The organism is Pseudomonas sp. P106(2024) (assembly GCF_057480815.1).
In genome coordinates, this window is sequence record NZ_JBLIYU010000002.1 from 136,752 (window position 1) to 161,344 (window position 24,593).

At 66.6% G+C, this 24,593-nt stretch carries 24 protein-coding genes; 19 read left to right on the forward strand and 5 right to left on the reverse strand.

Going from position 1 to position 24,593, the window contains the following annotated elements:
- Positions 1–54: 54 nt before the first annotated feature.
- The 4 genes from AC25M7_RS04165 (at position 55) to AC25M7_RS04180 (ending at position 3,540) form a co-directional block, all read left to right on the forward strand.
- Positions 55–1,101 carry a catalase family peroxidase gene (locus tag AC25M7_RS04165; protein ID WP_062364304.1) on the forward strand — a complete coding sequence of 349 codons (1,047 nt, stop codon included), beginning with the start codon at positions 55–57 and terminating at the stop codon, positions 1,099–1,101.
- Positions 1,098–1,631: a cytochrome b gene (locus AC25M7_RS04170; protein ID WP_062364306.1), complete on the forward strand. Its 534-nt coding sequence runs from the start codon at positions 1,098–1,100 to the stop codon at positions 1,629–1,631. The genes AC25M7_RS04165 and AC25M7_RS04170 overlap by 4 nt, the downstream gene beginning before the upstream one ends.
- Positions 1,632–1,709: 78 nt before the next feature.
- Positions 1,710–2,915, forward strand: a complete 1,206-nt coding sequence (locus tag AC25M7_RS04175; RefSeq protein ID WP_028689385.1) for an MFS transporter — start codon at positions 1,710–1,712, stop codon at positions 2,913–2,915.
- A gap of 79 nt (positions 2,916–2,994) precedes the next feature.
- Positions 2,995–3,540: a cupin domain-containing protein gene (locus AC25M7_RS04180; protein ID WP_062364308.1), complete on the forward strand. Its 546-nt coding sequence runs from the start codon at positions 2,995–2,997 to the stop codon at positions 3,538–3,540.
- A gap of 120 nt (positions 3,541–3,660) precedes the next feature.
- Here AC25M7_RS04180 and AC25M7_RS04185 read toward each other — a convergent pair whose 3' ends face one another.
- Complete coding sequence (locus tag AC25M7_RS04185) at positions 3,661–4,260, reverse strand: 2-hydroxychromene-2-carboxylate isomerase (protein ID WP_062364310.1); 600 nt, start codon at positions 4,258–4,260, stop codon at positions 3,661–3,663.
- A gap of 27 nt (positions 4,261–4,287) precedes the next feature.
- The gene (locus AC25M7_RS04190) at positions 4,288–5,019 is read right to left on the reverse strand and encodes an SDR family oxidoreductase (protein ID WP_486970758.1); all 732 of its coding nucleotides are present in this window, start codon (positions 5,017–5,019) and stop codon (positions 4,288–4,290) included.
- An 89-nt stretch (positions 5,020–5,108) separates the two neighbouring features.
- On the opposite strand from AC25M7_RS04190, the gene AC25M7_RS04195 reads away from it, so the two are divergent.
- The 5 genes from AC25M7_RS04195 to AC25M7_RS04215 all read left to right on the forward strand — a co-directional run bounded on the left by AC25M7_RS04195 (position 5,109) and on the right by AC25M7_RS04215 (position 12,271).
- A complete protein-coding gene (locus AC25M7_RS04195) occupies positions 5,109–5,672 on the forward strand; it encodes a TetR/AcrR family transcriptional regulator (protein ID WP_084942354.1) in 564 nt (187 codons plus the stop codon).
- Positions 5,659–6,252 (forward strand): eCIS core domain-containing protein, encoded by a 594-nt coding sequence (locus AC25M7_RS04200; protein ID WP_182322638.1) that lies wholly within the window; start codon positions 5,659–5,661, stop codon positions 6,250–6,252. The genes AC25M7_RS04195 and AC25M7_RS04200 overlap by 14 nt, the downstream gene beginning before the upstream one ends.
- Positions 6,253–6,425: 173 nt before the next feature.
- Positions 6,426–7,667 (forward strand): multidrug efflux RND transporter periplasmic adaptor subunit MexE, encoded by a 1,242-nt coding sequence (gene mexE / locus AC25M7_RS04205; RefSeq protein WP_062364315.1) that lies wholly within the window; start codon positions 6,426–6,428, stop codon positions 7,665–7,667.
- A 12-nt stretch (positions 7,668–7,679) separates the two neighbouring features.
- Positions 7,680–10,859 carry an efflux RND transporter permease subunit gene (locus AC25M7_RS04210; protein ID WP_182322636.1) on the forward strand — a complete coding sequence of 1,060 codons (3,180 nt, stop codon included), beginning with the start codon at positions 7,680–7,682 and terminating at the stop codon, positions 10,857–10,859.
- Positions 10,856–12,271, forward strand: coding sequence for an efflux transporter outer membrane subunit (locus tag AC25M7_RS04215; protein WP_207851341.1), 1,416 nt, complete (start codon positions 10,856–10,858; stop codon positions 12,269–12,271). Before AC25M7_RS04210 ends, AC25M7_RS04215 begins: the two co-directional genes overlap by 4 nt.
- A gap of 79 nt (positions 12,272–12,350) precedes the next feature.
- On the opposite strand, the gene AC25M7_RS04220 is transcribed toward AC25M7_RS04215, so the two are convergent.
- Complete coding sequence (locus tag AC25M7_RS04220; protein WP_088852099.1) at positions 12,351–12,617, reverse strand: Pathogenicity locus; 267 nt, start codon at positions 12,615–12,617, stop codon at positions 12,351–12,353.
- Positions 12,618–12,705: 88 nt separating this feature from the next.
- Between AC25M7_RS04220 and AC25M7_RS04225 the strand changes: the two genes are divergently transcribed.
- Complete coding sequence (locus AC25M7_RS04225) at positions 12,706–13,323, forward strand: LysE family transporter (protein ID WP_028689375.1); 618 nt, start codon at positions 12,706–12,708, stop codon at positions 13,321–13,323.
- Positions 13,324–13,326: 3 nt separating this feature from the next.
- On the opposite strand, the gene AC25M7_RS04230 is transcribed toward AC25M7_RS04225, so the two are convergent.
- Both AC25M7_RS04230 and AC25M7_RS04235 read right to left on the reverse strand, forming a co-directional pair.
- Entirely contained in the window at positions 13,327–13,722 is a 396-nt protein-coding gene (locus AC25M7_RS04230) for a hypothetical protein (RefSeq protein ID WP_028689374.1), read from the reverse strand.
- Between the two features lie 57 nt (positions 13,723–13,779).
- Positions 13,780–14,481, reverse strand: coding sequence for an NUDIX hydrolase (locus AC25M7_RS04235; protein ID WP_486970759.1), 702 nt, complete (start codon positions 14,479–14,481; stop codon positions 13,780–13,782).
- A gap of 143 nt (positions 14,482–14,624) precedes the next feature.
- Between AC25M7_RS04235 and AC25M7_RS04240 the strand changes: the two genes are divergently transcribed.
- The 9 genes from AC25M7_RS04240 to AC25M7_RS04280 all read left to right on the forward strand — a co-directional run bounded on the left by AC25M7_RS04240 (position 14,625) and on the right by AC25M7_RS04280 (position 24,494).
- On the forward strand, positions 14,625–15,275 hold the full coding sequence (locus tag AC25M7_RS04240; protein WP_028689372.1) for a nicotinamidase: 651 nt from the start codon (positions 14,625–14,627) through the stop codon (positions 15,273–15,275).
- Complete coding sequence (gene pncB, locus AC25M7_RS04245) at positions 15,272–16,471, forward strand: nicotinate phosphoribosyltransferase (RefSeq protein ID WP_062364323.1); 1,200 nt, start codon at positions 15,272–15,274, stop codon at positions 16,469–16,471. Before AC25M7_RS04240 ends, pncB begins: the two co-directional genes overlap by 4 nt.
- A gap of 154 nt (positions 16,472–16,625) precedes the next feature.
- A complete protein-coding gene (gene ppnN / locus AC25M7_RS04250; protein WP_028689370.1) occupies positions 16,626–17,999 on the forward strand; it encodes a nucleotide 5'-monophosphate nucleosidase PpnN in 1,374 nt (457 codons plus the stop codon).
- 216 nt (positions 18,000–18,215) lie between these two features.
- Positions 18,216–18,866 (forward strand): TIGR04211 family SH3 domain-containing protein, encoded by a 651-nt coding sequence (locus AC25M7_RS04255; RefSeq protein WP_486970760.1) that lies wholly within the window; start codon positions 18,216–18,218, stop codon positions 18,864–18,866.
- Between the two features lie 82 nt (positions 18,867–18,948).
- The gene (locus AC25M7_RS04260; protein ID WP_028689368.1) at positions 18,949–20,169 is read left to right on the forward strand and encodes a M20/M25/M40 family metallo-hydrolase; all 1,221 of its coding nucleotides are present in this window, start codon (positions 18,949–18,951) and stop codon (positions 20,167–20,169) included.
- A 6-nt stretch (positions 20,170–20,175) separates the two neighbouring features.
- Entirely contained in the window at positions 20,176–21,675 is a 1,500-nt protein-coding gene (gene glcD / locus AC25M7_RS04265; RefSeq protein WP_062364327.1) for a glycolate oxidase subunit GlcD, read from the forward strand.
- Positions 21,675–22,721 (forward strand): glycolate oxidase subunit GlcE, encoded by a 1,047-nt coding sequence (glcE, locus tag AC25M7_RS04270; protein ID WP_247284425.1) that lies wholly within the window; start codon positions 21,675–21,677, stop codon positions 22,719–22,721. Before glcD ends, glcE begins: the two co-directional genes overlap by 1 nt.
- Positions 22,722–22,730: 9 nt before the next feature.
- The gene (glcF, locus tag AC25M7_RS04275) at positions 22,731–23,987 is read left to right on the forward strand and encodes a glycolate oxidase subunit GlcF (RefSeq protein ID WP_486970761.1); all 1,257 of its coding nucleotides are present in this window, start codon (positions 22,731–22,733) and stop codon (positions 23,985–23,987) included.
- Positions 23,988–24,152: 165 nt separating this feature from the next.
- Positions 24,153–24,494: a hypothetical protein gene (locus AC25M7_RS04280; RefSeq protein ID WP_028689365.1), complete on the forward strand. Its 342-nt coding sequence runs from the start codon at positions 24,153–24,155 to the stop codon at positions 24,492–24,494.
- The last annotated feature ends 99 nt before the right edge of the window (positions 24,495–24,593 follow it).

Consider the following 24,593-nt stretch of genomic DNA (forward strand, 5'->3'; position numbering starts at 1 on the left):
AAATCGTTCGCCCTTACGTCATACCGGCTCATTCCAACTGACCGGAGCGTCCCCATGACCCCTCCCCTGCACGGCCCCGCCAAGGCCCTGCGCCTGGCCGCCATCGGCGCCACCCTCGCCGCCCTGGGTGCGGGCTTCGCCTATGCCGCCGGCTGGATCGGCTCGCCAGGGCTGACCCCGCAGCGCATCATCGACACCTTCGAGGCCCAGGCAGGTCATTATCCCGGTTACCGGAAGAACCATGCCAAGGGCCTGTGCGTCAGCGGTTATTTCCAGGCCAGCGGCCAGGCCGCGGCGCTGTCCAGCGCCCGCGTCTTCAGCCAGGCCCAGGTGCCAGTGATCGGCCGATTCGCCATCGGCGGCGCCAACCCGTTCGCCCCGGACACCGCCATACCCGTACGCAGCCTGGCCATCCAGTTGAGCAGCGATGACGGACAGGTCTGGCGCACCGGCATGAACAACCCGCCGGTGCTGGCGGTGAGCACGCCCGAGGCGTTCTACCAGCAGGTACTGGCCGGGGCCCCCGACCCGGCCACCGGCAAGCCGGACCCGGCCAGACTGCAGGCGTTCTTCGCCAGCCACCCGGAAAGCGCGGCGTTTCGCCAGTGGGCGGCCAGCTACAAGCCCAGCGACAGCTTCGCCAGTACCGCCTACAACAGCATCAACGCCTTTCGCCTGATCGATGCCCACGGCAACGCCCAGCCGGTGCGCTGGGCCCTGGAGCCGCAGACCGCGTTCACCGCCCTGCCCGCCCAGGTCGATGACAAGCAGTTCCTCCAGCACGACCTGCAGCAGCGCCTGGCGCAAGGCCCGTTGCGCTGGACCCTGCGCCTGACCCTGGCCGAGCCCGGCGACCCGGTGGACGACCCCGCCCGGCCCTGGCCCGCCGAACGCCGCAGCATCGACGCCGGCACCCTGGTGCTGGAACGGGTCGACGGCCCCGAGCAAGGCGCCTGCCGCGACCTGAACTTCGACCCGCTGATCCTGCCCCAGGGCATCGAACCATCCGCCGACCCGATCCTCGCCGCCCGCTCGGCCGCCTATTCGGTGTCGTTCAACCGCCGCAGCCACGAAGCGCTGAGCGAAGGAGCCCGCCCATGACCGCCACCGCCTTCCACCCCCTGGCCCGCCTGCTGCACTGGCTGATGGCCGCGCTGATCCTGGCCATGCTGTTCATCGGCGTGAACATGGTCGGCGACCTGTCGCCACGGCATCCGCTGCTGGTCGAGCTGCACAAGGCCACCGGCCTGGCCCTGCTGGTGCTGGTGATCCTGCGCATCGCCCTGCGCCTGGGCCTGCCGCACCCGGCCTTGCCCCGCGACCTGCCCCGCCTGCAGCGGCTGGCCGCCGGCGCCTCGCACTTGTTGCTGTACGGCCTGATGCTGGCCATGCCGCTGCTCGGCTGGGCCATGCTCTCGGCCGGCGGCTATCCACGGCCCCTGCAACTGCCCGCCATCGCGCCCCACGACCTGCAGCTGTACGCCGTGCTGCGCCAGGCCCACGGCTGGGCGGGCTACCTGCTGTTCGCCACCGTGCTGCTGCACCTGGGCGCGGCCTTGGTGCATGCCCTGGTGCGCCGCGACGGCGTCTTGCGTAGCATGTGGCCAGGCCCGTTGCGCCGCAGTGAATGAGCATTGCCAGGGTCGACACATGTAAATAATTATTACTAACATTGGCGCTCATTTCGTCGAACTGCCCCGGACTGCCCCATGAACGTTGCAAAGGACCCTGCCGCATTGACCCCCGCCAACACCTTGGACCTGCGTCCTCTGATGCTGGTGAACATGGCCTGCACCATGGCGATGATGGCCTTCGTCGCCCTGATCGGCCCCATCGCCCGACTGCTGGGCATGGCCACCTGGCAGGCCGGCGCGGCGGTGACCGTGGCAGGCGTGGTCTGGGTGCTGCTGGCCCGGCCCTGGGGGCGCCTGGCCGACCGCTATGGCCGGCGCCGCGTGCTGCTGCTGGGCAGTGGCGGCTTCACCTTGGCCTACTGGGTGCTGTGCCTGTTCATCGACGGTGCGTTGCGCTGGCTGCCGGGCGCGAGCGTGGCGTTCTTCGGGCTGATGCTGGCCCGCGGCTTGATCGGCGCCTTCTATGCCGCGCTGCCGGTGGGTGGAAACGCCCTGATCGCCGACCATGTCGAACCCCAGCGTCGGGCCCGGGCCATGGCTTCGCTGGGCGCGGCCAATGCCGTCGGCCTGGTGGTCGGGCCGGCACTGGCCGCGCTGCTGTCGCGCTACAGCCTGAGCCTGCCGTTCTATGCCATGTCGCTGCTGCCGGCCACGGCGTTCGTGGTGCTGCTGTTCAAGCTCAAGCCCCAGCCATTGGCGCAAAGCCATGCGCCCAATCCGGTGCGCCTGTCCGACCCACGCCTGCGCCGCCCGCTGTTGGTGGCCTTCAGCGCCATGCTGAGCATCACCGTGTCGCAGATCGCCGTCGGTTTCTTCGCCCTCGACCGCCTGCGCCTGGAGGCCGGCGACGCCGCCCAGGCCGCGGGCATCGCCCTGACCTGCGTGGGCGTGGCGCTGATGCTGGCACAGGTGTTCCTGCGCAGGCTCGAGTGGCCGCCAGCGAAAATGATCCGTATCGGCGCCAGCATCTCCGGGCTGGGCTTTGCCGCCGCAGCGCTGGCCACCCAAGCGCCCTGGCTGTGGGGCGCGTTCTTCGTCGCCGCGTTCGGCATGGGCTTTGTATTCCCGGCATTTTCCGCCCTGGCGGCCAACGCCATGCAGGCCGGCGAACAAGGCGCCACTGCGGGCTCGATCGGCGCCGCCCAGGGCATGGGCGCGGTGATCGGGCCACTGGCGGGCACCCTGGTCTATGCCCTCGACCCGCGCCTGCCGTTCCTCGCCGTGGGTGCCCTGCTGTTGCTGGTGGGGCTGTGGCCGTTGGCGACCGACCAGCGTCACTGAGACGCACAGCGCGCAAGCCTGCAGAGTGTGTTTTAATGCCTCGCCCATTATTTTTGACACCTCTGCAAACAAGGCGGCTATGGACACGGGGACACGACTCAAACTGGTGCGTGAACGCAACAACCTCTCCCAACGGGAACTGGCCCGCCGCAGCGGCCTGACCAACTCGACGATCTCGCAGATCGAGCAGAACCGGGTCAGCCCTTCGGTCAGTTCCCTCAAGAAACTGCTCGAAGGGATCCCCATGTCCCTGGCGGAATTCTTCAGTTTCGACGAGCCGGTGCGCGAGGAGCGCTACGTGTTCCGTGGCGCAGAGCAGCCCGACCTGGGCCGCAACGGCCTGCGCATGCTGCTGGTCGGTGCCAGCGTCGAAGGCCGGCAGATGCGCATGCTGCGCGAACTGTACGCGCCGGGTGCCGATTCCGGCGAGCCGATCGTCCACGCCGAAGGCGAGGAATGCGGCCTGGTCACCCGGGGCACCATGGAGCTGTGGGTCGATGGCCAGGTCAGCGTGCTCAACGCCGGCGACGGCTACTACATCCCCACCACCCTGCCCCACAGCTTCAAGAACATCGGCCCCGACGAGGCCGAGATCATCAGCGCCAATACCCCGGCGAACTTCTGATCCGGCAAAAGGGTTTCAGCGCCTGCGCGATCGAGCGCTGCAACCCTGACGACGTACAGGCCATGAAGCAATAGCACCCAAGGTTTTTGGAATCGCAGTCTGCAAGAACCTTGTTGTCCCTCATGCCCGCCTGACCAAAGCCTGCTCGACGAAATCCAGCCGATCCTGGCCGAAGAACATCTGCCCATCGACGAAGAACGTCGGCGCGCCGAACACGCCACGCTCGACCGCCTCCTCGGTAGCTTTACGCAAGGCGTCCTTGACCTCGGGCCGGGCGGCCAGTTCATGCAACATCCCGGCATCGAAGCCACCCGCGGCCAATGTTTCACCCAGCACCGCCGGGTCTGCCAGATTGCGCCCGTGCACGAACAGCCCTTCGAACAGCACCTTCAACAGCGCCTCGAACCGTGCTTGGGCAAACAACTGGACGCCAATCAGCCCGCGCATCAGGTTCAGGGTGTTGACCGGAAACCCGGGCGGCAAGGTCAGGGGCACCCCATAGCGATCGGCATAACGCTTGAGGTCGATGCGCATGTAGCGCCCCTTGGCTGGCACCATGACCGGCGAGGCGTTGCCGGTGGCCTGGAACACCCCGCCCAACAGGATCGGTTTGTACACCAACTGCGCCCCGTGGCGCGCGCACAGGGCGGGTAGCTGGGTCGAGGCCAGGTAAGTGGCCGGACTGCCCAGGTCCAGGAAGAACTCGACGGTCTTGCTCATGATTCGTTCCTTGTATGAGGATGGGACTTACCAGCGCTCCATCCACGGGCGCAGGTCAAGTTCGAAGGTCCAGGCGTCCCGTGGCTGGGCGTGCAGGAACCAGTAACTGTGGGCAATGTGTACAGGGTCCAGGATGCCGTCCTGGTCCTTGAGCGCATAGCGTTCGGGGAAACTGTCGCGGATGAACGCGGTGTCGATGGCCCCGTCGACCACCACATGAGCCACATGGATGTTTCGCGGCCCAAGCTCGCGCGCCATGCTCTGGGCCAGGGCGCGCAAACCATGCTTGGCCCCGGCGAAGGCGGCAAAACCGGCCGCGCCACGGGTACCAGCGGTGGCACCGGTAAAGAGGAGGGTGCCGCGCTCGCGGGTCACCATGCGCCGGGCGACTGCCTGGGCGGTGAGAAAACCAGCGAAGCAGGCCATTTCCCAGATTTTGAAGTACTTGCGCGGGGTTTCCTCGAGGATGCCGCACGGGACATTGGCGCCGATGTTGAAGACAAATGCTTCGATCGGGCCGATATCGCGCTCGATGGTCTCGACCAGCTCTACCACCTCCTCTTCCTTGCGCGCATCCGACCCGAAACCATGAGCCTGACCGCCTGCGGCGCGGATCTCATCGACCAGCGGCTGCAGCTTGTCCACCTGACGCCGGGTGACACAGGCGACATACCCCTCACGGGCGAAACGCTTGGCGATTTCGCCACCGGTGGCGTCACCCGCGCCGATCACCAGCACGACCTTTTGTTGTTCTGCCATGGACCGCCCCATTGATGAATGATCGTTTAGTAAACGAACGCTATGCTACGATCAGCTGAACGTCAAGCCCGCGCCAAGAGGTTCCGCGCATGCGCTACAGCACCGACCACAAGCAACAAACCCGCGAGAAGCTGCTGGCCAGCAGCGGCGCCCTGGCCAAACGCGGTGGGTTCGCCGCCACCGGCGTGGCCGGATTGATGAAGGCCATCGGCCTGACCGGCGGCGCCTTCTACAACCATTTCCCGTCCAAGGACGACCTGTTCAGCGAGATCGTCCGCCGCGAGCTGGCCAACAGCCCGTTGGCGCGCCTGGTCGAGCGCGGCGCCGACCGCCCCCGGCTCAGGCGCCTGCTCGAGCAGTACCTGAGCCTGGCCCACCTGCACAATGCCGAGGGCGGCTGTCCGCTGCCGCCGCTGGGGGTGGAGATCGCCCGCGCCGAGCGACCGGTGCGCGAACAGGCCGAGCACTGGTTGGTGGAGCTGCACCAGGCGTGGAGCGAGACCCTTGACGATCCCGAGCTGGCCTGGGCCCTGCTCAGCCAGTGCGTCGGCGCGCTGGTGGTGGGCCGCATGCTGGCCAGCGAGCCGGTGCAGGCGCAGGTGCTGGACGCCAGCCGCCAGTTGGTCGGACGGGTCTTCGATGAAGTTCGCTAGTACGCTGCTCGGACTGATGTTGACCCTGCCCGTCTTCGCCCAGGAAAGTTGCCCGACCGGGCAATACCAAGTGTGCCTGGTGGTGTGTTTCTGCGCGCCCGTCGACCCCAACCAGGGCGGCCAGGTGCTGCAGGATGTCGAGCGCATGGCCACCGGCAGCCTGGTGTTCGCCCTGCGCCAGGCCCGCGATGAGGCGACCGCCAGCGGCAGCCAGCCGATCCCCTTGCATATCCGCGCCCAGCTCGAACCCTGGTACGACTTCGCCGTGCTCGACGCGGCGCGGTACCGGGTGGGCGATGAACAGCAGATCAGCGCCGCCAATGCGTTGCTGCAGAACCCGGACGTCAACGCGGTGACCCTGATCGACACCATCATCTTCCGCCGCAGCGCCGATGCCGAGGACAACGTGGCGCTGTGGGCCCATGAACTCAAGCATGTGCAGCAGTACCAAGAACTGGGGGTGGAGGAATTCGCCAAGCGCTATACCCGGGATTACCAGGCGCTGGAGGGGCCGGCCTACGAGATCGAGGCGCAGGTGGCCAAGGCGTTGCGCGAAAAGGCATCCGGCGGGCCACGCTGACTGCCGAATTACACCATCCCTCTGTGGGAGCTGCCTTGAAATCATGCGTCCGGATCGATGACGGCACCCGACATATCATTGCGCGTGATAATGACCTTCGCTCCGTTTGATTCGTGCGCCACGCGCAAGACACTCACACTCCGCCCACTACTAATACATTGGCGGAGTTCTCCATGGATCACTCACTCAAACCCTTGCGCTTTCCCCTCGCTGCCCTGGCAGTGGTGGTGCTCAGCGCTTGCGGTCGCACCCCCGACGCCGTGCAGGCTCCCGCCGCGCCCAAGGTCAGCGTAGCCAAGGTAATCGAACAGCCGATCAACGAATGGGACGAGTTCACCGGCCGCCTGGAAGCGCCGGAAACCGTCGAAGTGCGCCCACGGGTGTCCGGCCAGATCGACCAGGTGGCCTTCACCGAAGGCGCCCAGGTGAAGAAAGGCGACCTGCTGTTCCAGATCGACCCGCGCCCGTTCCAGGCAGAAGTCCGCCGTCTCGAAGCCCAGCTGCAACAAGCCAAGGCCACCGCCATCCGCAGCGCCAACGAAGCCCGCCGCGGCGAACGCCTGCGCGACAGCAACGCCATCTCTGCCGAACTGGCCGAGTCGCGCAGCAGCGCCGCCGCCGAGGCCCGTGCCGGAGTCGACGCGATCCAGGCCCAGCTCGACCTGGCCCGCCTGAACCTGAGCTTCACCCGTGTCACCGCGCCGATCAGTGGCCGGGTCAGCCGTGCCCAGTTCACCGCCGGCAACATCGTCACTGCCGATGTCACCCCGCTGACCAGCGTGGTCTCCACCGACAAGGTCTACGCCTATTTCGACGCTGACGAGCGCGTGTACCTCAAGTACAGCCAGCTCGCCCGCGACGGCCAGCGCGGCCAGAGCACCCCGGTGTACCTGGGCCTGACCAACGAGACCGGCAATCCGCACCTGGGCCAGATGAACTTCGTCGACAACCAGGTCAACCCGCGCACCGGCACCATTCGTGGCCGTGCCGTTTTCGACAACCGTGACGGCCAGTTCACCCCCGGCCTGTACGCGCGCCTGAAGCTGGTCGGCAGCGCCCAGTACGACGCCGTGCTGATCAACGACGAAGCGGTCGGCACCGACCTTGGCAAGAAGTTCGTGCTGGTCATGGACAAGGACAACAAGGCCGCCTATCGCGCCGTGGAACTGGGGCCCAAGCTCGAAGGCCTGCGCATTGTGCGCAGCGGCCTGGGCAAGGACGACCGCATCGTGGTCAAGGGCCTGCAGCGCGTGCGCCCGGGCTCGTCGGTCACCCCGGAGGAAACGCCGATGGCCAGCGAACAGACCCTTGCCGCCCTCGCCCAGCAACGCCAGGCCCTGGAGGCCAGCAACCCGGCGCCGAAGGTTGCCGGCGCCAATGTCAAAGTCGCCAGCGCCCAAGCGCCGCGCGGTTAAGGGACAACACCGATGAACTTTTCGAAATTCTTCATTACCCGGCCGATCTTCGCCGCGGTGCTGTCGCTGGTGCTGCTGATCGCAGGTTCCATCTCGCTGTTCCAGCTGCCGATCAGCGAATACCCCGAAGTGGTGCCGCCCACCGTGGTGGTGCGCGCCAACTTCCCCGGCGCCAACCCCAAGGTGATCGGCGAAACCGTCGCAGCGCCCTTGGAACAAGCCATCACCGGTGTCGAGAACATGCTGTACATGTCCTCGCAGTCCACCGCCGACGGCAAGCTGACCCTGACCATCACCTTCGCCCTCGGCACCGACCTGGACAACGCCCAGGTGCAGGTGCAGAACCGCGTGACCCGCACCCAGCCCAAGCTGCCGGAGGAAGTCACCCGTATCGGCATTACCGTCGACAAGGCCTCGCCCGACCTGACCATGGTCGTGCACCTGACCTCGCCGGACAACCGCTACGACATGCTCTACCTGTCCAACTACGCCATCCTCAACATCAAGGATGAGCTGGCGCGCCTCGGTGGCGTCGGTGACGTGCAGCTGTTCGGCATGGGCGACTACTCGCTGCGGGTGTGGCTCGACCCGAACAAGACCGCTTCGCGCAACCTGACCGCCAGCGACGTGGTGGCCGCCATTCGCGAGCAGAACCGCCAGGTCGCCGCCGGCCAACTGGGCGCCCCGCCCGCCCCGGGTTCGACCAGCTTCCAGCTGTCGATTAACACCCAGGGCCGCCTGGTCAACGAGGAAGAGTTCGAGAACATCATCATCCGTGCCGGCGCCAACGGCGAGATCACCCGCCTGAAGGACATCGCCCGGGTCGAGCTCGGCTCCAGCCAGTACGCCCTGCGTTCGCTGCTGAACAACCAGCCGGCGGTGGCCATCCCGATCTTCCAGCGCCCGGGCTCCAACGCCATCGAGATCTCCGACGAAGTGCGGGCGAAAATGGCCGAGCTGAAGAAAGAGTTCCCGGAAGGCATGGACTACAGCATCGTCTATGACCCGACCGTGTTCGTCCGTGGCTCCATCGAAGCGGTGGTACACACCCTGTTCGAAGCGCTGATCCTGGTCGTGCTGGTGGTGATCCTGTTCCTGCAGACCTGGCGCGCCTCGATCATCCCGCTGATGGCCGTGCCGGTTTCGCTGATCGGCACCTTCGCGGTGATGCACCTGTTCGGCTTCTCGCTCAACGCGCTATCGCTGTTCGGCCTGGTGCTGGCCATCGGTATCGTGGTGGACGACGCCATCGTCGTGGTGGAGAACGTCGAGCGAAACATCGGGCTTGGCCTGAAACCGCTGGAAGCCACGCAGAAGGCCATGAGCGAAGTGACCGGCCCGATCATCGCCACCGCCCTGGTGCTGTGCGCCGTGTTCGTACCCGCCGCGTTCATCTCGGGGCTTACCGGGCAGTTCTACAAGCAGTTCGCGCTGACCATCGCCATCTCCACCGTGATCTCGGCGTTCAACTCACTGACCCTGTCGCCGGCCCTGGCCGCCGTGCTGCTGAAGGACCACCATGCGCCCAAGGACCGTTTCTCGCGGTTCCTGGAAAAGCTGCTGGGCAGCTGGCTGTTCGCTCCGTTCAACCGCTTCTTCGACCGCGCCAGCCATGGCTATGTCGGCGGCGTGCGCCGGGTCATCCGCTCCAGCGGCATCGCCCTGTTCGTCTATGCCGGGCTCATGGGCCTGACCTACCTGGGCTTCTCGTCCACCCCGACCGGCTTCGTCCCGGCCCAGGACAAGCAGTACCTGGTGGCCTTCGCCCAGCTGCCTGACGCCGCCAGCCTCGACCGTACCGAGGCTGTGATCAAGAAGATGAGCGAGATCGCCCTCAAGCAACCGGGCGTGGCCGATTCGGTGGCCTTCCCTGGCCTGTCGATCAACGGCTTCACCAACAGCCCGAACAGCGGCATCGTGTTCACCCCGCTCAAGCCGTTCGACGAGCGCAAGGACCCGAGTCAGTCGGCGGCGGCCATCGCGGCAGCCCTGAACGCCCAGTTCGCCGATATCCAGGACGCCTACATCGCAATCTTCCCGCCTCCGCCGGTTCAAGGCCTGGGCACCATCGGCGGCTTCCGCCTGCAGATCGAGGACCGCGGCAACCTGGGCTATGAAGCGCTGTACAAAGAGACCCAGAACATCATCGCCAAGAGCCACAACGTGCCGGAACTGGCGGGCCTGTTCACCAGCTACCAGGTCAACGTGCCGCAGGTCGATGCCGCCATCGACCGGGAAAAGGCCAAGACCCACGGCGTGGCGATCAATGACATCTTCGACACCCTGCAGGTCTACCTGGGCTCGCTGTACACCAACGACTTCAACCGCTTTGGCCGCACCTACCAGGTCAACGTCCAGGCCGAGCAGCAGTTCCGCCTCGACGCCGAGCAGATCGGCCAGTTGAAGGTGCGCAACAACCTGGGCGAGATGATCCCGCTGGCGACGTTCCTCAAGGTCAGCGACACCTCCGGGCCTGACCGGGTCATGCACTACAACGGCTTCATCACCGCCGAGATCAACGGTGCCGCGGCCCCCGGCTACAGCTCCGGCCAGGCCGAGGCGGCGATCGAGAAACTGCTCAAGGAGGAACTGCCCAACGGCATGACCTTCGAATGGACCGACCTGACCTACCAGCAGATCCTCTCAGGCAACACCGCGCTGTTCGTGTTCCCGCTCTGCGTGCTGCTGGCCTTCCTGGTGCTGGCCGCCCAGTACGAGAGCTGGAGCCTGCCGCTGGCGGTGATCCTGATCGTGCCGATGACCCTGCTGTCGGCCATCACCGGGGTGATCGTCTCCGGTGGCGACAACAACATCTTCACCCAGATCGGCTTGATCGTACTGGTGGGCCTGGCGTGCAAGAACGCGATCCTGATCGTCGAGTTCGCCAAGGATGAACAGGCCAAGGGCCTCGACCCGCTGGCTGCGGTACTGGAAGCCTGCCGCCTGCGCCTGCGGCCGATCCTGATGACCTCGATCGCCTTCATCATGGGCGTGGTGCCGCTGGTGTTCAGCTCCGGCGCCGGCTCGGAAATGCGTCACGCCATGGGTGTGGCGGTGTTCTCGGGGATGATCGGGGTGACCGTGTTCGGCCTGTTCCTGACCCCAGTGTTCTTCTTCCTGATCCGCCGTTTCGTCGAGCGTCGCCAGGCCCGCAAGGCCGAGCACGCCGTCGCGCTGGAGACCCACGCATGAAGTTGCTCAAACACCTGACCCCGAGCCTGCTGGCACTGGCCCTGGCGGCCTGCGCCGTGGGCCCGGACTACAAGACGCCGGACACCGCGCCGGCCAAGCTGGACAGCGGTCTGGAGGCCAAGGCCTTCGACCGCAGCCGCTTCGAAAGCGTGTGGTGGAAGCAGTTCGACGACCCGGTGCTCAACCAACTGGTGCAGGCGTCGCTGGACGGCAACCGCGACCTGCGCGTGGCCTTTGCCCGCCTGAAAGCGGCGCGGTCGATTCGCGAGGACGTGTCCAATGACCAGATCCCCGTGGTCACCAGCCGCGCCAGCAGCGATCTGGGCAAGGGCCAGGTGCCCGGCCAAACTGAACGCCGGGTCAACAGCGAGCGTTATGACCTGGGCCTGGACATGGCCTGGGAGCTCGACCTGTTTGGCCGCATCCAGCGCCAGATCGAGGCCAGCGAAGCCCAGGAAGCCGCCGCCGAAGCCGACCTGCAACAACTGCAGGTCAGCCTGATCGCCGAGCTGGTCGACGCTTACGGCCAGTTGCGCGGCGCCCAGCTGCGCGAGCAGATCGCCGTGGCCAACCTCAAGACCCAGCAGCAGTCGCGGGACATCACCGTGACCCTGCGCGACACCGGTGTCGGCAATGAACTCGATGTGGTCCGCGCCGACGCCCGCCTGGCGGGTGTCGAAGCCACCGTGCCGCAGCTGCAGGCCGCACAGGTGCGGGCGAAGAATCGCATCGCCACCCTGCTCGGCCAGCGTCCGGACGCCCTGAGCGTCGATCTTGCGCCCAAGGCCCTGCCGGCCATCGCCAAGGCCTTGCCGGTGGGCGACCCCGGCGAGCTGCTGCGTCGCCGCCCGGACATCCGCAGCGCCGAACGCCAGCTGGCTGCGGCCACGGCCAACGTCGGCGTGGCCACCGCCGACCTGTTCCCGCGGGTCAGCCTCAGCGGCTTCCTCGGTTTCACCGCCGCGCGCGGCTCGCAGATCGGCTCCTCAGCGGCCAACGCCTGGGCGCTGGGCCCGAGCATCACCTGGGCGGCCTTCGACCTGGGCAGCGTGCGCGCCCGCCTGCGCGGGGCCAAGGCCGATGCCGAGGGCGCCCTGGCCAACTACGAACAGCAGGTGCTGCTGGCCCTGGAGGAATCCTCCAACGCCTTCAGCGACTATGGCAAGCGCCAACAGCGCCTGCTGGCGCTGATGCGCCAGAGCGACGCCAGCCGCAAGGCGGCGGAACTGGCTTCGGTGCGCTATCGCGAAGGCACGGTGGACTACCTGGTGCTGCTCGACGCCGAACGCGAGCGCCTGAGCGCCGAAGACGCCCAGGCCCAGGGCGAGGTCGAGCTGTACAGCGGCATCGTCGCGATCTACAAGGCGCTGGGCGGCGGCTGGCAACCCGACGTGGTGGCCAGCTCGCGCTGACCGCCCCCTGATGTGAAGACTCCTTTGGTTGGTTCCTCCCCAACCGTTTGCCCCGAAGGCCTTGGTCTTCGGGGCTTTTTTATGTGCCATTGGCGGGACAGGTGCCCTGCAGGACATGCTCCCTGGCCCGGGCAATCGCCGCCTGAATTGCCCCTCGCGCCTGGGGGCTGTTCTTCCAGCAACTGCTGCCCACCAGACCGGCCGCCTCGCTGACGATCTGCAGGGCGTCGGCCCCGGCCAGTCGCGCCAGCGAGTCATAACCCAACTGCTCGAGCCGCTGCACCACGGTCGGCCCCACGCCCTTGACCGCCAGCAACACTGCCCGCTCATGCGCATTGAACGCCATCTCCACCTCCCTGTGCCGTCGTGGCTTTGCAAGTGTTGCGAATAATGGCATATATCCTGATCAGCCCGCCCTCCCCAGGAGACTACCCATGCTCGGCGTGACCGACTACGGCGCTTTCGTGATCGCGTTCCTTATCCTCCTGGCGATCCCCGGGCCCGGCAACTTCGCCCTGATCACCGCCACCGGCAAGGGCGGCATCAAGGGCGGCCTGGCCGCTACTTTCGGAGTGATCCTCGGCGACCAGGTGCTGATGTGGCTGGCGGTGGCGGGCGTCGCCACCCTGCTGGCCGCCTATCCGGCCGCCTTCCATGTGGTGCAGTGGGCCGGCGCCGCCTACCTGGCCTGGCTCGGCCTGCGCATGGTGCTGAGCAAGCCCGGCGGCGCGCCGCGCGACAGCGGCATGGCCAGCGGCCGCTACCTGCGCCAGACCATGATGATCACCCTGCTCAACCCCAAGGCGATCATGTTCTACATGGCGTTCTTCCCGCTGTTCATCGACCCGGTACGCCACCAAGGCGTGGTGACCTTCGCTTTCATGGCGCTGACCGTGGCTGGCCTGACCCTGCTCTACGGCCTGGTGGCGGTGCTGCTCACCCACCGCTTGGCCGAGCGCATGCGCGCTAGCCCGCGCATCACTAACCTGCTCGAACGCCTGGCCGGCGCCTGCCTGGTAGGCTTCGGCATCAAGCTGGCGGCGATGCGTTGATGTTCAGGCATCACGCAGCAGGTCATGGGCGTCGAGCAGGCGGAAGGCCACCTGCGGATTGCGCTCCAGTCCCCGGCGGATAGCGGCGGGGATCGACTGGCGGGTCTTGCGGCACAGGCCCGGCTGCGCCGCAAGCTCGATGACGATGCCGCGCATGGTGCGCACTTCGTTGAAGCCCGGGGCGATATGCACGCGGATGCCCAGTTGCTCGTAGAGGCGTGACTGCAGGCGCTGCAGGTCCTCCAGATCCTTCAGGTTCTCCAGGCGTTCGACCAGGCGCTTCTCCTCCTCGCGGGTGAGCAGCAGGATGCGTCGCTCGGGGCCGTCGGCCAGGCGTTCGCGGCCGCAGTCGCAGGCGCCCGGTGGACAAGGATGGCGTAAAGGAGGCAGGTTGGTCATGGGGGCAAGGATAGTCGCTACTCGACAACTGCAGGAAGAGGCCGCGATCGGTCCTGACTATCCTCCCGCCAGCAGACTCCGGTCGAACATGAACGCCCCGCTCCCCTGCGGGGTATGCCGGTACAGTTGCTGTGGACGCCCCAGCCTGGGCTGGTTCTTTTCTCCGGTGTCCTGCACCCAGCCTTCGCGCTTCATGCGCTCCAGACGTTTGCGCATCGAGGTGTTGTTGACCGGCTGCCCCAGGCACGCCTGCGCGGCGGCCAGCGCATCCAGCACGGTGAACCGCTCGGGTGCCAGGTACAACGGCAGGTTGGTGTACACGGCCTTGGCCACCAGCCGTTCATGGGCACGCTCGACCAGCAGGCGATGATCGAACGGCAACGGCGGTTCGTTGTCCAGGACGCGTTGCAGATCGAAAAAGGCAATCTGCGGTTCCTCGACCACAACCGCAGGATCGAGCAACGCCAGGTAGTAAGTGCTCAAGGTCCAGCCCCGAGGGTCGCGGGAAGCATTGCCCTCGGTGCCGACCTGCTCCAGGTGGCGCGGGCGCACCTTGGCCTTTTCCGAGAGCGCCCGGCAGGCGGCGGCATCCAGGTTGTTGTCCGCGGAACTGCCATTGACGATGACACCCGGCAAGGCCCACTGCCCCTTGTAGGGCTCGCGTTCGCGCGGGGACAGCAACACCTCCAGGCGCTGGCTGTGGGGTGACAGGCGCAGGGTGACGATATCGACACTGGCCAGGACTTCAGCTGTGCTCACGGAACGGATCCTTAATCAACATACGCCTATATTCCATCAGAGCGATTAAATAGAGCAACCCTGAATCCCTGGATAAAATGACCTTGACACACTTAATTCACCAGGTGGAATATATAGCCATTCCAGCCGAGGAGTTTCCTCCAATGAAAATCGCCAGTTTCGATGTCGACGCGCAGAACGGCTTCACCGCCAACGCCCCCCAGGAGCTGCCGGTGCCCGGCGGCCACCTGATCGCCCCTGCGCTCAACGCCATGGCCCAACGCGCCTCGCTGCGCCTGGGCAGCAAGGACGCGCACCCGGCCAACGCCGCCTGGGTGGTCGCCGAGCCGGGCCAGATGCTGCAAGCATTGCCCCTGGCCAATGCCGACCTGACCTGGGTCAGCCACTGCGTCCCCGGTACGCCGGGCTTCGAGCTGCTGCCCGGCCTGCCTGCTCCCATCGACTACGACTACTTTGTCTGGAAAGGCGTCGAGCCTGACCTGCACCCCTATGGGGCGTGCTACCACGACCTGGCCGAGCGCCGCTCTACCGGCGTCATCGAGTTCCTCAAGGTGCAACAGGTGCAGGCGATCATCGTCGGTGGCCTGGCACTGGACTACTGCGTGCGCACCACCGCCCTGCAGCTGCGCCGCGCCGGCTTCGAGGTGCTGCTGTACCTGCCGGCCTGCCGCGCCCTGAGCACCGAGGGCGCACAGGCGGCCTGCGATGAAATGGCCAGCACCGGCATCCATCTGTGTGCCGACGAACAGGCCCTCGATACCCGGCTCGACTTACTCAAGGAGGACCACCCATGAGCGACAGCGTCTTCGGCCCACGGATCATCCAGAACCTGCTGGACACCGACTTCTACAAGATCACCATGATGCAGGCGGTGCTGCACAACTACCCCAACGCCGAAGTGGAATGGGAGTTCCGCTGCCGCAATGACGAGGATTTGGCGCCCTACCTCGCCGAGATCCGCTACCAGGTCGAGCAGTTGGCCGATGTCTCGGTCACCCACGACCAATTGGCCTACCTGGAAAAGATCCCGTTCATCAAGCCGGACTTCATCCGCTTCCTCAGCCTGTTCCGCTTCAACCTGCGCTATGTGCAGGTCGGCCTGGACGATGCCGGGCAACTGGCGATCCGCGTGCGCGGCCCGTGGCTGCACGTGATCCTGTTCGAGATCCCGCTGCTGGCGATCATCAGCGAGGTACGCAACCGCTACCGCTATCGCGAGGTGCTGATCGAACAGGTCGGCGAGCGCCTGTACCAGAAGCTCGACTGGCTCAGGGCAGAAGCCAGCGACGACGAACTGGCCGGTCTGCAACTGGCCGACTTCGGTACCCGCCGGCGATTCTCCTATCGGGTACAGGAAGAGGTGGTGCATATCCTCAAACGCGACTTCCCCGGGCGTTTCGTCGGCACCAGCAACGTGCACCTGGCCCGCGAATACCAGATCAAGCCCATCGGCACCATGGCCCACGAATGGTTCATGGCCCACCAGCAGCTCGGCCCGCGCCTGGTCGACAGCCAGGCCGCCGCGCTGGAATGCTGGGTACGTGAGTACCGTGGCCAGCTGGGCATCGCCCTGACCGACTGCATCGGCATGGATGCATTCATGAAGGACTTCGACCTGTACTTCGCCAAGCTCTTCGACGGCCTACGGCATGACTCGGGCGAGCCGCTGGCCTGGGCCGAGAAAGCCATCGCCCACTACCAGCGACTGGGCATCGACCCACGTGGCAAGACGCTGATCTTCTCCGACGGCCTGGACTTCGAGAAGATGCTGATGCTCTATCGCGCCCTGCACGGGCGGATCAACGTCAGCTTCGGTATCGGTACCAACCTGACCTGCGACATCCCCGGGGTCAGGCCGATGAACATGGTGATCAAGATGACCGCCTGCAACGGCGCGCCGGTGGCGAAGATCTCCGACAGTCCGGGCAAGACCCAGTGCCGGGACGAGAATTTCGTGGCGTACCTGCGGCATGTGTTCAACGTCCAATAACCCCGGGGCTGCTACGCAGCCCTTTGGCCGGCAAGTCGGCTCCCACGGGGTAGGCACTGCGTCCAAGGTTTTTCACCAAGGCCCTCGTTGCCACGCACATTTGCTTGTATGGTGTTGTCCAAGAAGGATGTTTTACCCGCACAGGAAAGACCAGATGCCCCAACGCAATGTCATCAACGCCTCCGTCAGCCCCAAGGGCAGCCTGGAGACGCTGTCGCAACGTGAAGTCCAGCAACTGAGCGAAGTCGGTACCGGCAGCCTCTACACCCTGTTCCGCCAGTGCGCCCTGGCCATCCTCAACACCGGCGCCCATGTCGACAACGCCAAGACCATCCTCGAGGCCTACAAGGACTTCGAGGTACGCATCCACCAGCAGGACCGCGGCGTGCGCCTGGAACTGCTCAACGCCCCGGCCGACGCCTTCGTCGACGGCGAAATGATCGCCAGCACCCGCGAGATGCTGTTCAGCGCCCTGCGTGACATCGTCTACACCGAGAGCGAGCTGGCCAGCCAGCGCATCGACCTCGAGAGCTCCCAGGGCCTCACCGACTACGTCTTCCACCTGCTGCGCAACGCCCGCACCCTGCGCCCGGGCGTCGAGCCGAAGATGGTGGTGTGCTGGGGCGGTCACTCGATCAGCAGCGAGGAATACCAGTACACCAAGAAGGTCGGCCACGAGCTGGGCCTGCGCAAGCTGGATGTCTGCACCGGCTGCGGCCCGGGCGTGATGAAAGGCCCGATGAAGGGCGCCACCATCGCCCACGCCAAGCAGCGCATGCACGGCAGCCGCTACCTGGGCCTGACCGAGCCGGGCATCATCGCCGCCGAGGCGCCCAACCCGATCGTCAACGAACTGGTGATCCTGCCGGATATCGAGAAGCGCCTGGAAGCCTTCGTCCGCGTTGGCCACGGCATCATCATCTTCCCCGGGGGCGCTGGCACCGCCGAGGAGTTCCTGTACCTGCTCGGCATCCTCATGCACCCGGAAAACCAGGACCTGCCGTTCCCGGTCGTACTCACCGGGCCGCGTAGCGCCGAAGCCTTCCTGCTGCAACTGCACGCCTTCGTCGGGGCCACCCTCGGCGAGGCCGCCCAGCGTCATTACCAGATCATCATCGACGATCCGGCCGAAGTCGCCCGGCAGATGGTCGAGGGGCTCAAGGCGGTCAAGCAGTTCCGCCGCGAGCGTAACGACGCCTTCCACTTCAACTGGCTGCTGAAAATCGACGAAGGCTTCCAGCACCCGTTCGACCCGACCCACGAGAACATGGCCAACCTGGCCCTGCGCCGCAACCTGCCGCCCCACGAACTGGCGGCCAACCTGCGCCGGGCGTTCTCCGGGATCGTCGCCGGCAACGTCAAGGACAAGGGCATTCGCCTGATCGAGGAGCACGGGCCGTACCAGATCCGTGGCGACGCGGCGATCCTTGATCCGCTCGGGCGCCTGCTGCAGGCGTTCGTCGACCAACACCGCATGAAGCTGCCCGGCGGGGCGGCGTATGTGCCGTGCTATGAGGTGGTAGCCTGAGACCTCGGGGGGCCGCCTTGCGGCCCCTTTGCTGGCATGCCGGCGCTCACAGGGGCAAGTTACACACCACTTCCCGCAACATCCTGCAGACATTTCCCAAGCCAGGCAGTGAACCTGCCTACAAAAAAACGGTCTTTCGCTGACGGTCAATCCACCCGACCGGATCGCCGGCCCAGTCATCGGGCCTTCATTCGTCCTGTTTCAGCGAAGACCAGCATGCCAGACATCCAGCCCGTTCCTCCTGCCCTCACCGTCCTGCGCAGCGGCCTGATCGCCGCCCTGATCGCCCTTGCCGCCCCAGCCCACGCCGAAGAGCCGGCCAGCGATGCGCGCTGGGTCAGCGACAGCCTGAGCACCTATGTCCGCAGCGGCCCCACCGACGGCCACCGCATCGTCGGCACGCTCAAGTCGGGGCAGAAGGTCACCCTGGTCACCAGCCAGGGCAACTACAGCCAGGTACGCGGGCAGAGCGGCGACCTGGTGTGGATCCTCACCAGCGACTTGCAGGCGGTGCCCGGCCAGAGCGAGCGCCTGCCGCAGCTCGACGCCCAGGTGGCCGAACTGTCCGGCCAGCTCAAGACCATCGACGACAGCTGGAAGAACCGCGTGCAGGGCATGCAGGAGACCCTCGACTCGCGCAAGGCGCTGATCGACGAGCTGGAAAGCCGCAACAAGGCACTCAACGAACAGCTCGAGCAGAGCCAGTCGACCCTGCGCGACACCCAGGCACGCCTGGGTGACGAGAACAAGCAGGTGATGATGCGCTACATGGTGTATGGCGGCAGCATCGCCGGCGCCGGGCTGCTGGCGGGGCTGATCCTGCCGGCGCTGACCCGTGGCCGCAAACGTAACGACCGCTGGTTCTGAGCAACGGGGCACGGTCTGGCCTTGGCGATGATTGCGTGACAGGGTCTACGCTAAAGGGTTCACGACAACGAGATCCCTGCCCATGCCCTTGCGACTCTGCTCTTTGGCCCTTGCCCTGGCCTGCGCCACCGCCCAGGCCGCCGACCCGACGCCCCAGGCCCTGTTCAGCCAGGCCCAGGCCGAACAGCCTCACTACCTGGAAACCCTCAAGACCCTGGTGGCCGTGGACACCGGCACCGGTACCGAGCCCGGCCTGAAGCAGGTTGGCAACGAACTGGTGAAACGACTGGAGGCTCTCGGCGCCAAGGTCACGACGCAGCCGGCCACGCCTTCGGTGGGCGACAACATCGTTGGAACGCTCAAGGGCAGTGGCGACAAGGACTTCCTGCTGATGGTCCACTACGACACGGTGTTCGGCCCCGGAACCGTGGCCAAGCGCCCGTTTCGGATCGACGGCGACCGCGCTTACGGCCCCGGCGTGGCCGATGCCAAGGGCGGCGTGGCGATGATCCTGCATGCGCTGAAACTGCTGCAGGACCAGCAGTACAAGGGATACCGCACCCTCACCGTGCTGTTCAACCCGGACGAGGAAATGGGCTCGACCGGCTCGCGGCAGCTGATTGCCGAACTGGCGCGCAAGCATGACTTCGTCTTCTCCTACGAGCCGCCCGACAAGGACGCGGTCACCGTCGCCACCAACGGCATCAATCGCCTCAAGCTCGAGGTCAAGGGCCGCGCCTCCCACGCAGGCTCCGCACCGGAGGCCGGGCGCAACGCGCTGCTGGAGCTGGCGCACCAGTTGCTGCAATTGAACAACCTCGGCGACAAGAGCAAGGGCACCACCGTCAACTGGACCCTGGCCAAGGCCGGGGAAAAAGCCAACATCATTCCCGCCCAGGCCAGCGCCGAGGCCGACATGCGCTACTCCGACCTGAGCGAGACCGAGCGGGTGCAGGAGGATGCCCTGCGGATCATCAAGAAACAGCTGGTGGCCGATACCCAGGTCGAGCTGGTCATGGAAAAAGGCCGTCCGCCGCTGGCCAGGAACGACGCCTCCACGGAACTTGCGCAAACGGCGCGGCAGCTCTACAGCAAGATCGACCGGCAGTTGCAGCCGATCGCCATGCGCTTCGGCACCGACGCCGGCTACGCCTACGTGCCCGACAACGACAAGCCGGCGGTGCTGGAGACCCTCGGCGTGGTCGGCGCCGGCTTGCATGGCGACGACGAATACATGGAGATCGCCAGCGTGGCGCCACGCTTGTACCTGACGGTGGCGATGATCCGGCACCTGGCGCAGTAAGTCTTCATGAATATCCTTTACGACGAACGTGTCGACGGACCGTTGCCAGCCGTGGACAAGCCGGCACTGCTGGCCGCCCTGCGCGAGGCCCTGCCCGACCTGGAGATCCTGCACCGCGGCGAAGACCTCAGGCCCTACGAGTGCGACGGCCTCTCGGCGTACCGCACGCTACCGCTGCTGGTGGCGCTGCCCGAGCGCATCGAGCAGGTGCAGGCGCTGCTGCGGCTCTGCCACCAGCACGGCGTGCCGGTGGTGGCGCGCGGCGCCGGCACCGGCCTGTCCGGCGGCGCCCTGCCGTTGAGCCAGGGCATCCTGCTGGTAATGGCGCGCTTCAAGCGCATTCTCGAGGTCAACCCCCAGGGCCGCTTCGCCCGGGTCCAGCCTGGTGTGCGCAACCTGGCGATCTCCCAGGCGGCGGCGCCCCATGGGCTGTACTACGCGCCCGATCCGTCCTCGCAGATCGCCTGCTCGATCGGCGGCAATGTCGCCGAGAATGCCGGTGGCGTGCATTGCCTGAAATACGGCCTGACCGTGCATAACCTGCTCAAGGTGGAAATCCTCACCGTCGAAGGCGAACGCCTGGTGCTGGGCAGCGATGCCCTGGACAGCCCCGGATTCGACCTGCTGGCGTTGTTCACCGGTTCCGAAGGCATGCTCGGTATCGTCACCGAAGTCACCGTCAAGCTGCTGCCCAGACCGCAGGTGGCACGGGTACTGCTGGCCAGTTTCGACAGCGTCGAGGATGCCGGGGGCGCGGTGGCCGAAATCATCGGCGCCGGGATCATCCCGGCTGGACTAGAGATGATGGACAACCTGGCGATTCGCGCCGCCGAGGATTTCATCCATGCCGGCTACCCGCTGGACGCAGCGGCGATCCTGCTGTGCGAGCTCGACGGTGTCGAGGCCGACGTGCAGGACGACTGCGCACGGGTCGATGCCGTGCTGCGCAGGGCCGGCGCCCGCGAGGTGCGCCTGGCCTGTGACGAAGCCGAGCGCGCGCGCTTCTGGGCCGGGCGCAAGAATGCCTTCCCGGCGGTGGGGCGCATTTCCCCGGACTACTACTGCATGGATGGCACCATCCCGCGCCGGGAGTTGCCACGAGTGCTTAAGGGCATCAGCGAGCTTTCCCGGCAGTACGGCCTGCGGGTGGCCAACGTGTTCCATGCCGGCGACGGCAACCTGCACCCGCTGATCCTGTTCGATGCCAACCTGCCCGGCGAACTGGAGCGCGCCGAGGCCATCGGCGGCAAGATCCTCGAACTGTGCGTGGCCGTCGGCGGCAGCATCACCGGCGAACACGGCGTGGGCCGGGAGAAGATCAACCAGATGTGCGCGCAGTTCAACAGCGACGAGATCACCTTGTTCCACGCGGTCAAGGCCGCCTTCGACCCACGGGGCCTGCTCAACCCGGGCAAGAACATCCCCACCCTGCAGCGCTGCGCCGAGTTCGGCGCGCTGCATGTGCACAACGGGCAACTGCCCTTCCCCGACCTGGAGCGTTTCTGATGGACAGGGACTTGAGCCAGGACCTGCGAGAGCAGGTCAACCAGGCGCTGGAGATGCGCACTCCGCTGCGCATCCAGGGCGGCAACAGCAAGGCCATGCTCGGTCGCCCGGTAACCGGGCAGGTCATCGACATCCGCGGCCACCGGGGCATCGTCGGCTACGACCCCACCGAACTGGTACTCACCGCCCGCGCCGGCACGCCCCTGCGGGAGGTCGAGGCGACGCTGCACGAGGCCGGGCAGATGCTGGCCTGCGAACCACCACACCTGGGCCCCGAGGCAACGCTGGGCGGCATGGTCGCGGCCGGGCTGTCGGGGCCACGCCGACCCTGGGCCGGGTCGGTGCGTGACTACGTCCTCGGTACCCGGCTGATCACCGGCCACGGCAAGCACCTGCGCTTTGGCGGCGAGGTGATGAAGAATGTCGCCGGCTACGACGTATCGCGGCTGATGGCGGGCAGCTTCGGCTGCCTGGGGCTGCTCACCGAGGTGTCGTTGAAGGTACTGCCGCGACCACGCCAGTGCCTGGGCCTGCGCCTGGAGATGAACGTAGGCCAGGCCCTGGCCGAACTCGTCGAATGGGGCCGGCAAGCGCTGCCGATCAGCGCTGCCTGCCATGACGGCGAGACGCTGCATCTGCGCCTGGAAGGCGGCGAAGGCTCGGTGCGCTCGGCCCGCGAGCGCCTGGGTGGCGAAGCGCTCGACACGAACTTCTGGCACGACCTGCGCGAGCAGCGCCTGGCCTTCTTCGCCGCACCCGCGACGCTGTGGCGGCTTTCCCTGCCCCTTGCCTGCGGCGCCCTCGACCTTCCGGGGCGTCAGTTGCTCGACTGGGGCGGCGCCCAGCGCTGGCTAAAGTCTGATGCCCCGGCGTCCGTCATCCGGGCGTTGGCGGCCGAGGCCGGCGGTCATGCCACCGCCTACCGGCCCGGTGATGACAGCAGCGCCCCGCTTGATCCTTTGACGCTGCGCTATCACCAGGCGCTCAAACGCCAACTCGATCCCCAGGGCGTGTTCAACCCTGGCCGCCTGTACGCCGACCTGTGAGGCCACGGCATGCACACACACCTGAGCGAATCCGCCCGCCAACTGCCCCGCGCCGACGAGGCCGAACGTATCCTGCGCGCCTGCGTGCACTGCGGGTTCTGCACCGCCACCTGCCCCACCTACCAGTTGCTCGGCGATGAACTGGACGGGCCTCGCGGGCGCATCTACCTGATCAAGCAGGTGCTCGAAGGCGAGCCGGTGAGCACCAGCACCCAGGCGCACCTGGACCGTTGCCTGAGCTGTCGCAACTGCGAGACCACCTGCCCGTCGGGGGTGGAGTACCACAACCTGCTCGACATCGGCCGCGCCGTGGTCGACCGGCAAGTCCCCCGACCACCGGGGCAACGCCTGCTGCGCGTCGGCCTGCGCGCCGTGGTGCCACGGCCTGGCGCATTCAAGGCCCTGGTGCGCGCCGGCCAGGCCCTGCGCCCCCTGCTCCCGGCCAGCCTCAAGGACAAGCTGCCGGCGCATGTTGTAGCCCCACGCCAACGCCCGACACCGCGCCACGCCCGACATGTGCTGCTGCTCGAAGGCTGCGTGCAGCAGGCCCTTTCACCCAACACCAACGCCGCCGCCACGCGCCTGCTTGACCGGCTCGGCATCAGCGTCAAACCGGTCCATGAGGCCGGCTGCTGCGGCGCCGTGGACTATCATCTGGATGCCCAGGCGCGTGGCCTCGACCGTGCCCGGCGCAACATCGACGCCTGGTGGCCGGCCATCGAGGCCGGCGCCGAGGCCATTGTGCAGACCGCCAGCGGCTGCGGTGCGTTCGTCCGCGACTATGGCCACCTGCTGGAACAAGACCCGCGTTACGCCGCCAAGGCCGCCACGGTCAGTGCCCTGTCCCGCGACCTGGTGCAGGTGCTGCAGGCCGAGCCACTGGAGCGACTGGGTGTCTGCACCGAGCAGCGCCTGGCGTTCCACTGCCCCTGCACCCTACAGCATGCCCTCAAGCTCGGCGGAGCGGTGGAAGGCCTGCTGCAGCGCCTGGGCTTCCACCTCACCCAGGTGCCCGATGGCCACCTGTGCTGCGGCTCGGCCGGCACCTATTCGCTGACCCAGCCGATGTTGGCGCGCCAGCTACGCGACAACCGCCTCAACGCCCTGGAAAGCGGCAACCCGCAGCTCATTGCCACCGCCAACATCGGCTGCCAGCTGCACCTCGGCGGTGCCGGGCGCACGCCGGTGCGGCACTGGATCGAAATCGTCGAGGCGGCGCTTGAGCCCGGCGCTGTCGAGGCGACGGAAATTGTGCCCCGCCCCTGACGCGGATCAAGGCGATGTTCAACCTGGCACCTGTAATTTCGGAACCCTCCTACCGAAAACACGGAAGCTTCTAGATTGTTGCCACACCGTCGGCAAAACATCATCCGACCTGGAGACGTGACCGCCGCCCCGGCGCGGCCAACCCCATCCAGACGAGGCCATGCCATGCCCGCAAACGCTGATCACCCTACCCGTGAACTGCGCCATACCCTGCGCCAACTGCTGGCCCACGAGGTCAGCAACCCCGATGACAATCCGCACCTGTCCGGGGTGCGGTTCTTCTGTGCCACCGACGAGCACACCCGCCAGCTGATCGAGCGGGTCGAGCTGCTCGCCAGCGAAGCCTTCTTCGATGCCAAGGGCCGCGCCATCCCAGCCCGCATGCGCGAAGCCGCGGTGGACGGCGTGTGCATCCAGCAGAAACGCAAGGCCTGCGAAGACGAGACGGTGATCCGCATCGCACTGCCGGAAAAAGGCTACATCACCATCAGTACCGCCCGACTTTGACTCCTCGTCGCCAACAAGCCAGATCCCACAGGGTGAACACGGTCCTTGTGGGAGCCGACTTGCCGGCGATGGGCCGCAGAGCGGTCCCCTTGCAGCCAA

What these genes read in the sequence shown, in the direction of transcription:
- AC25M7_RS04165 (WP_062364304.1), top strand. Translation starts at nt 55, where the DNA reads ATGACCCCTCCCCTGCACGGCCCCGCCAAGGCCCTGCGCCTGGCCGCC.
- AC25M7_RS04170 (WP_062364306.1), top strand. Translation starts at nt 1,098, where the DNA reads ATGACCGCCACCGCCTTCCACCCCCTGGCCCGCCTGCTGCACTGGCTG.
- AC25M7_RS04175 (WP_028689385.1), top strand. Translation starts at nt 1,710, where the DNA reads ATGAACGTTGCAAAGGACCCTGCCGCATTGACCCCCGCCAACACCTTG.
- AC25M7_RS04180 (WP_062364308.1), top strand. Translation starts at nt 2,995, where the DNA reads ATGGACACGGGGACACGACTCAAACTGGTGCGTGAACGCAACAACCTC.
- AC25M7_RS04185 (WP_062364310.1), bottom strand. Translation starts at nt 4,260, where the DNA reads ATGAGCAAGACCGTCGAGTTCTTCCTGGACCTGGGCAGTCCGGCCACT.
- AC25M7_RS04190 (WP_486970758.1), bottom strand. Translation starts at nt 5,019, where the DNA reads ATGGCAGAACAACAAAAGGTCGTGCTGGTGATCGGCGCGGGTGACGCC.
- AC25M7_RS04195 (WP_084942354.1), top strand. Translation starts at nt 5,109, where the DNA reads ATGCGCTACAGCACCGACCACAAGCAACAAACCCGCGAGAAGCTGCTG.
- AC25M7_RS04200 (WP_182322638.1), top strand. Translation starts at nt 5,659, where the DNA reads ATGAAGTTCGCTAGTACGCTGCTCGGACTGATGTTGACCCTGCCCGTC.
- mexE (WP_062364315.1), top strand. Translation starts at nt 6,426, where the DNA reads ATGGATCACTCACTCAAACCCTTGCGCTTTCCCCTCGCTGCCCTGGCA.
- AC25M7_RS04210 (WP_182322636.1), top strand. Translation starts at nt 7,680, where the DNA reads ATGAACTTTTCGAAATTCTTCATTACCCGGCCGATCTTCGCCGCGGTG.
- AC25M7_RS04215 (WP_207851341.1), top strand. Translation starts at nt 10,856, where the DNA reads ATGAAGTTGCTCAAACACCTGACCCCGAGCCTGCTGGCACTGGCCCTG.
- AC25M7_RS04220 (WP_088852099.1), bottom strand. Translation starts at nt 12,617, where the DNA reads ATGGCGTTCAATGCGCATGAGCGGGCAGTGTTGCTGGCGGTCAAGGGC.
- AC25M7_RS04225 (WP_028689375.1), top strand. Translation starts at nt 12,706, where the DNA reads ATGCTCGGCGTGACCGACTACGGCGCTTTCGTGATCGCGTTCCTTATC.
- AC25M7_RS04230 (WP_028689374.1), bottom strand. Translation starts at nt 13,722, where the DNA reads ATGACCAACCTGCCTCCTTTACGCCATCCTTGTCCACCGGGCGCCTGC.
- AC25M7_RS04240 (WP_028689372.1), top strand. Translation starts at nt 14,625, where the DNA reads ATGAAAATCGCCAGTTTCGATGTCGACGCGCAGAACGGCTTCACCGCC.
- pncB (WP_062364323.1), top strand. Translation starts at nt 15,272, where the DNA reads ATGAGCGACAGCGTCTTCGGCCCACGGATCATCCAGAACCTGCTGGAC.
- ppnN (WP_028689370.1), top strand. Translation starts at nt 16,626, where the DNA reads ATGCCCCAACGCAATGTCATCAACGCCTCCGTCAGCCCCAAGGGCAGC.
- AC25M7_RS04255 (WP_486970760.1), top strand. Translation starts at nt 18,216, where the DNA reads ATGCCAGACATCCAGCCCGTTCCTCCTGCCCTCACCGTCCTGCGCAGC.
- AC25M7_RS04260 (WP_028689368.1), top strand. Translation starts at nt 18,949, where the DNA reads ATGCCCTTGCGACTCTGCTCTTTGGCCCTTGCCCTGGCCTGCGCCACC.
- glcD (WP_062364327.1), top strand. Translation starts at nt 20,176, where the DNA reads ATGAATATCCTTTACGACGAACGTGTCGACGGACCGTTGCCAGCCGTG.
- glcE (WP_247284425.1), top strand. Translation starts at nt 21,675, where the DNA reads ATGGACAGGGACTTGAGCCAGGACCTGCGAGAGCAGGTCAACCAGGCG.
- glcF (WP_486970761.1), top strand. Translation starts at nt 22,731, where the DNA reads ATGCACACACACCTGAGCGAATCCGCCCGCCAACTGCCCCGCGCCGAC.
- AC25M7_RS04280 (WP_028689365.1), top strand. Translation starts at nt 24,153, where the DNA reads ATGCCCGCAAACGCTGATCACCCTACCCGTGAACTGCGCCATACCCTG.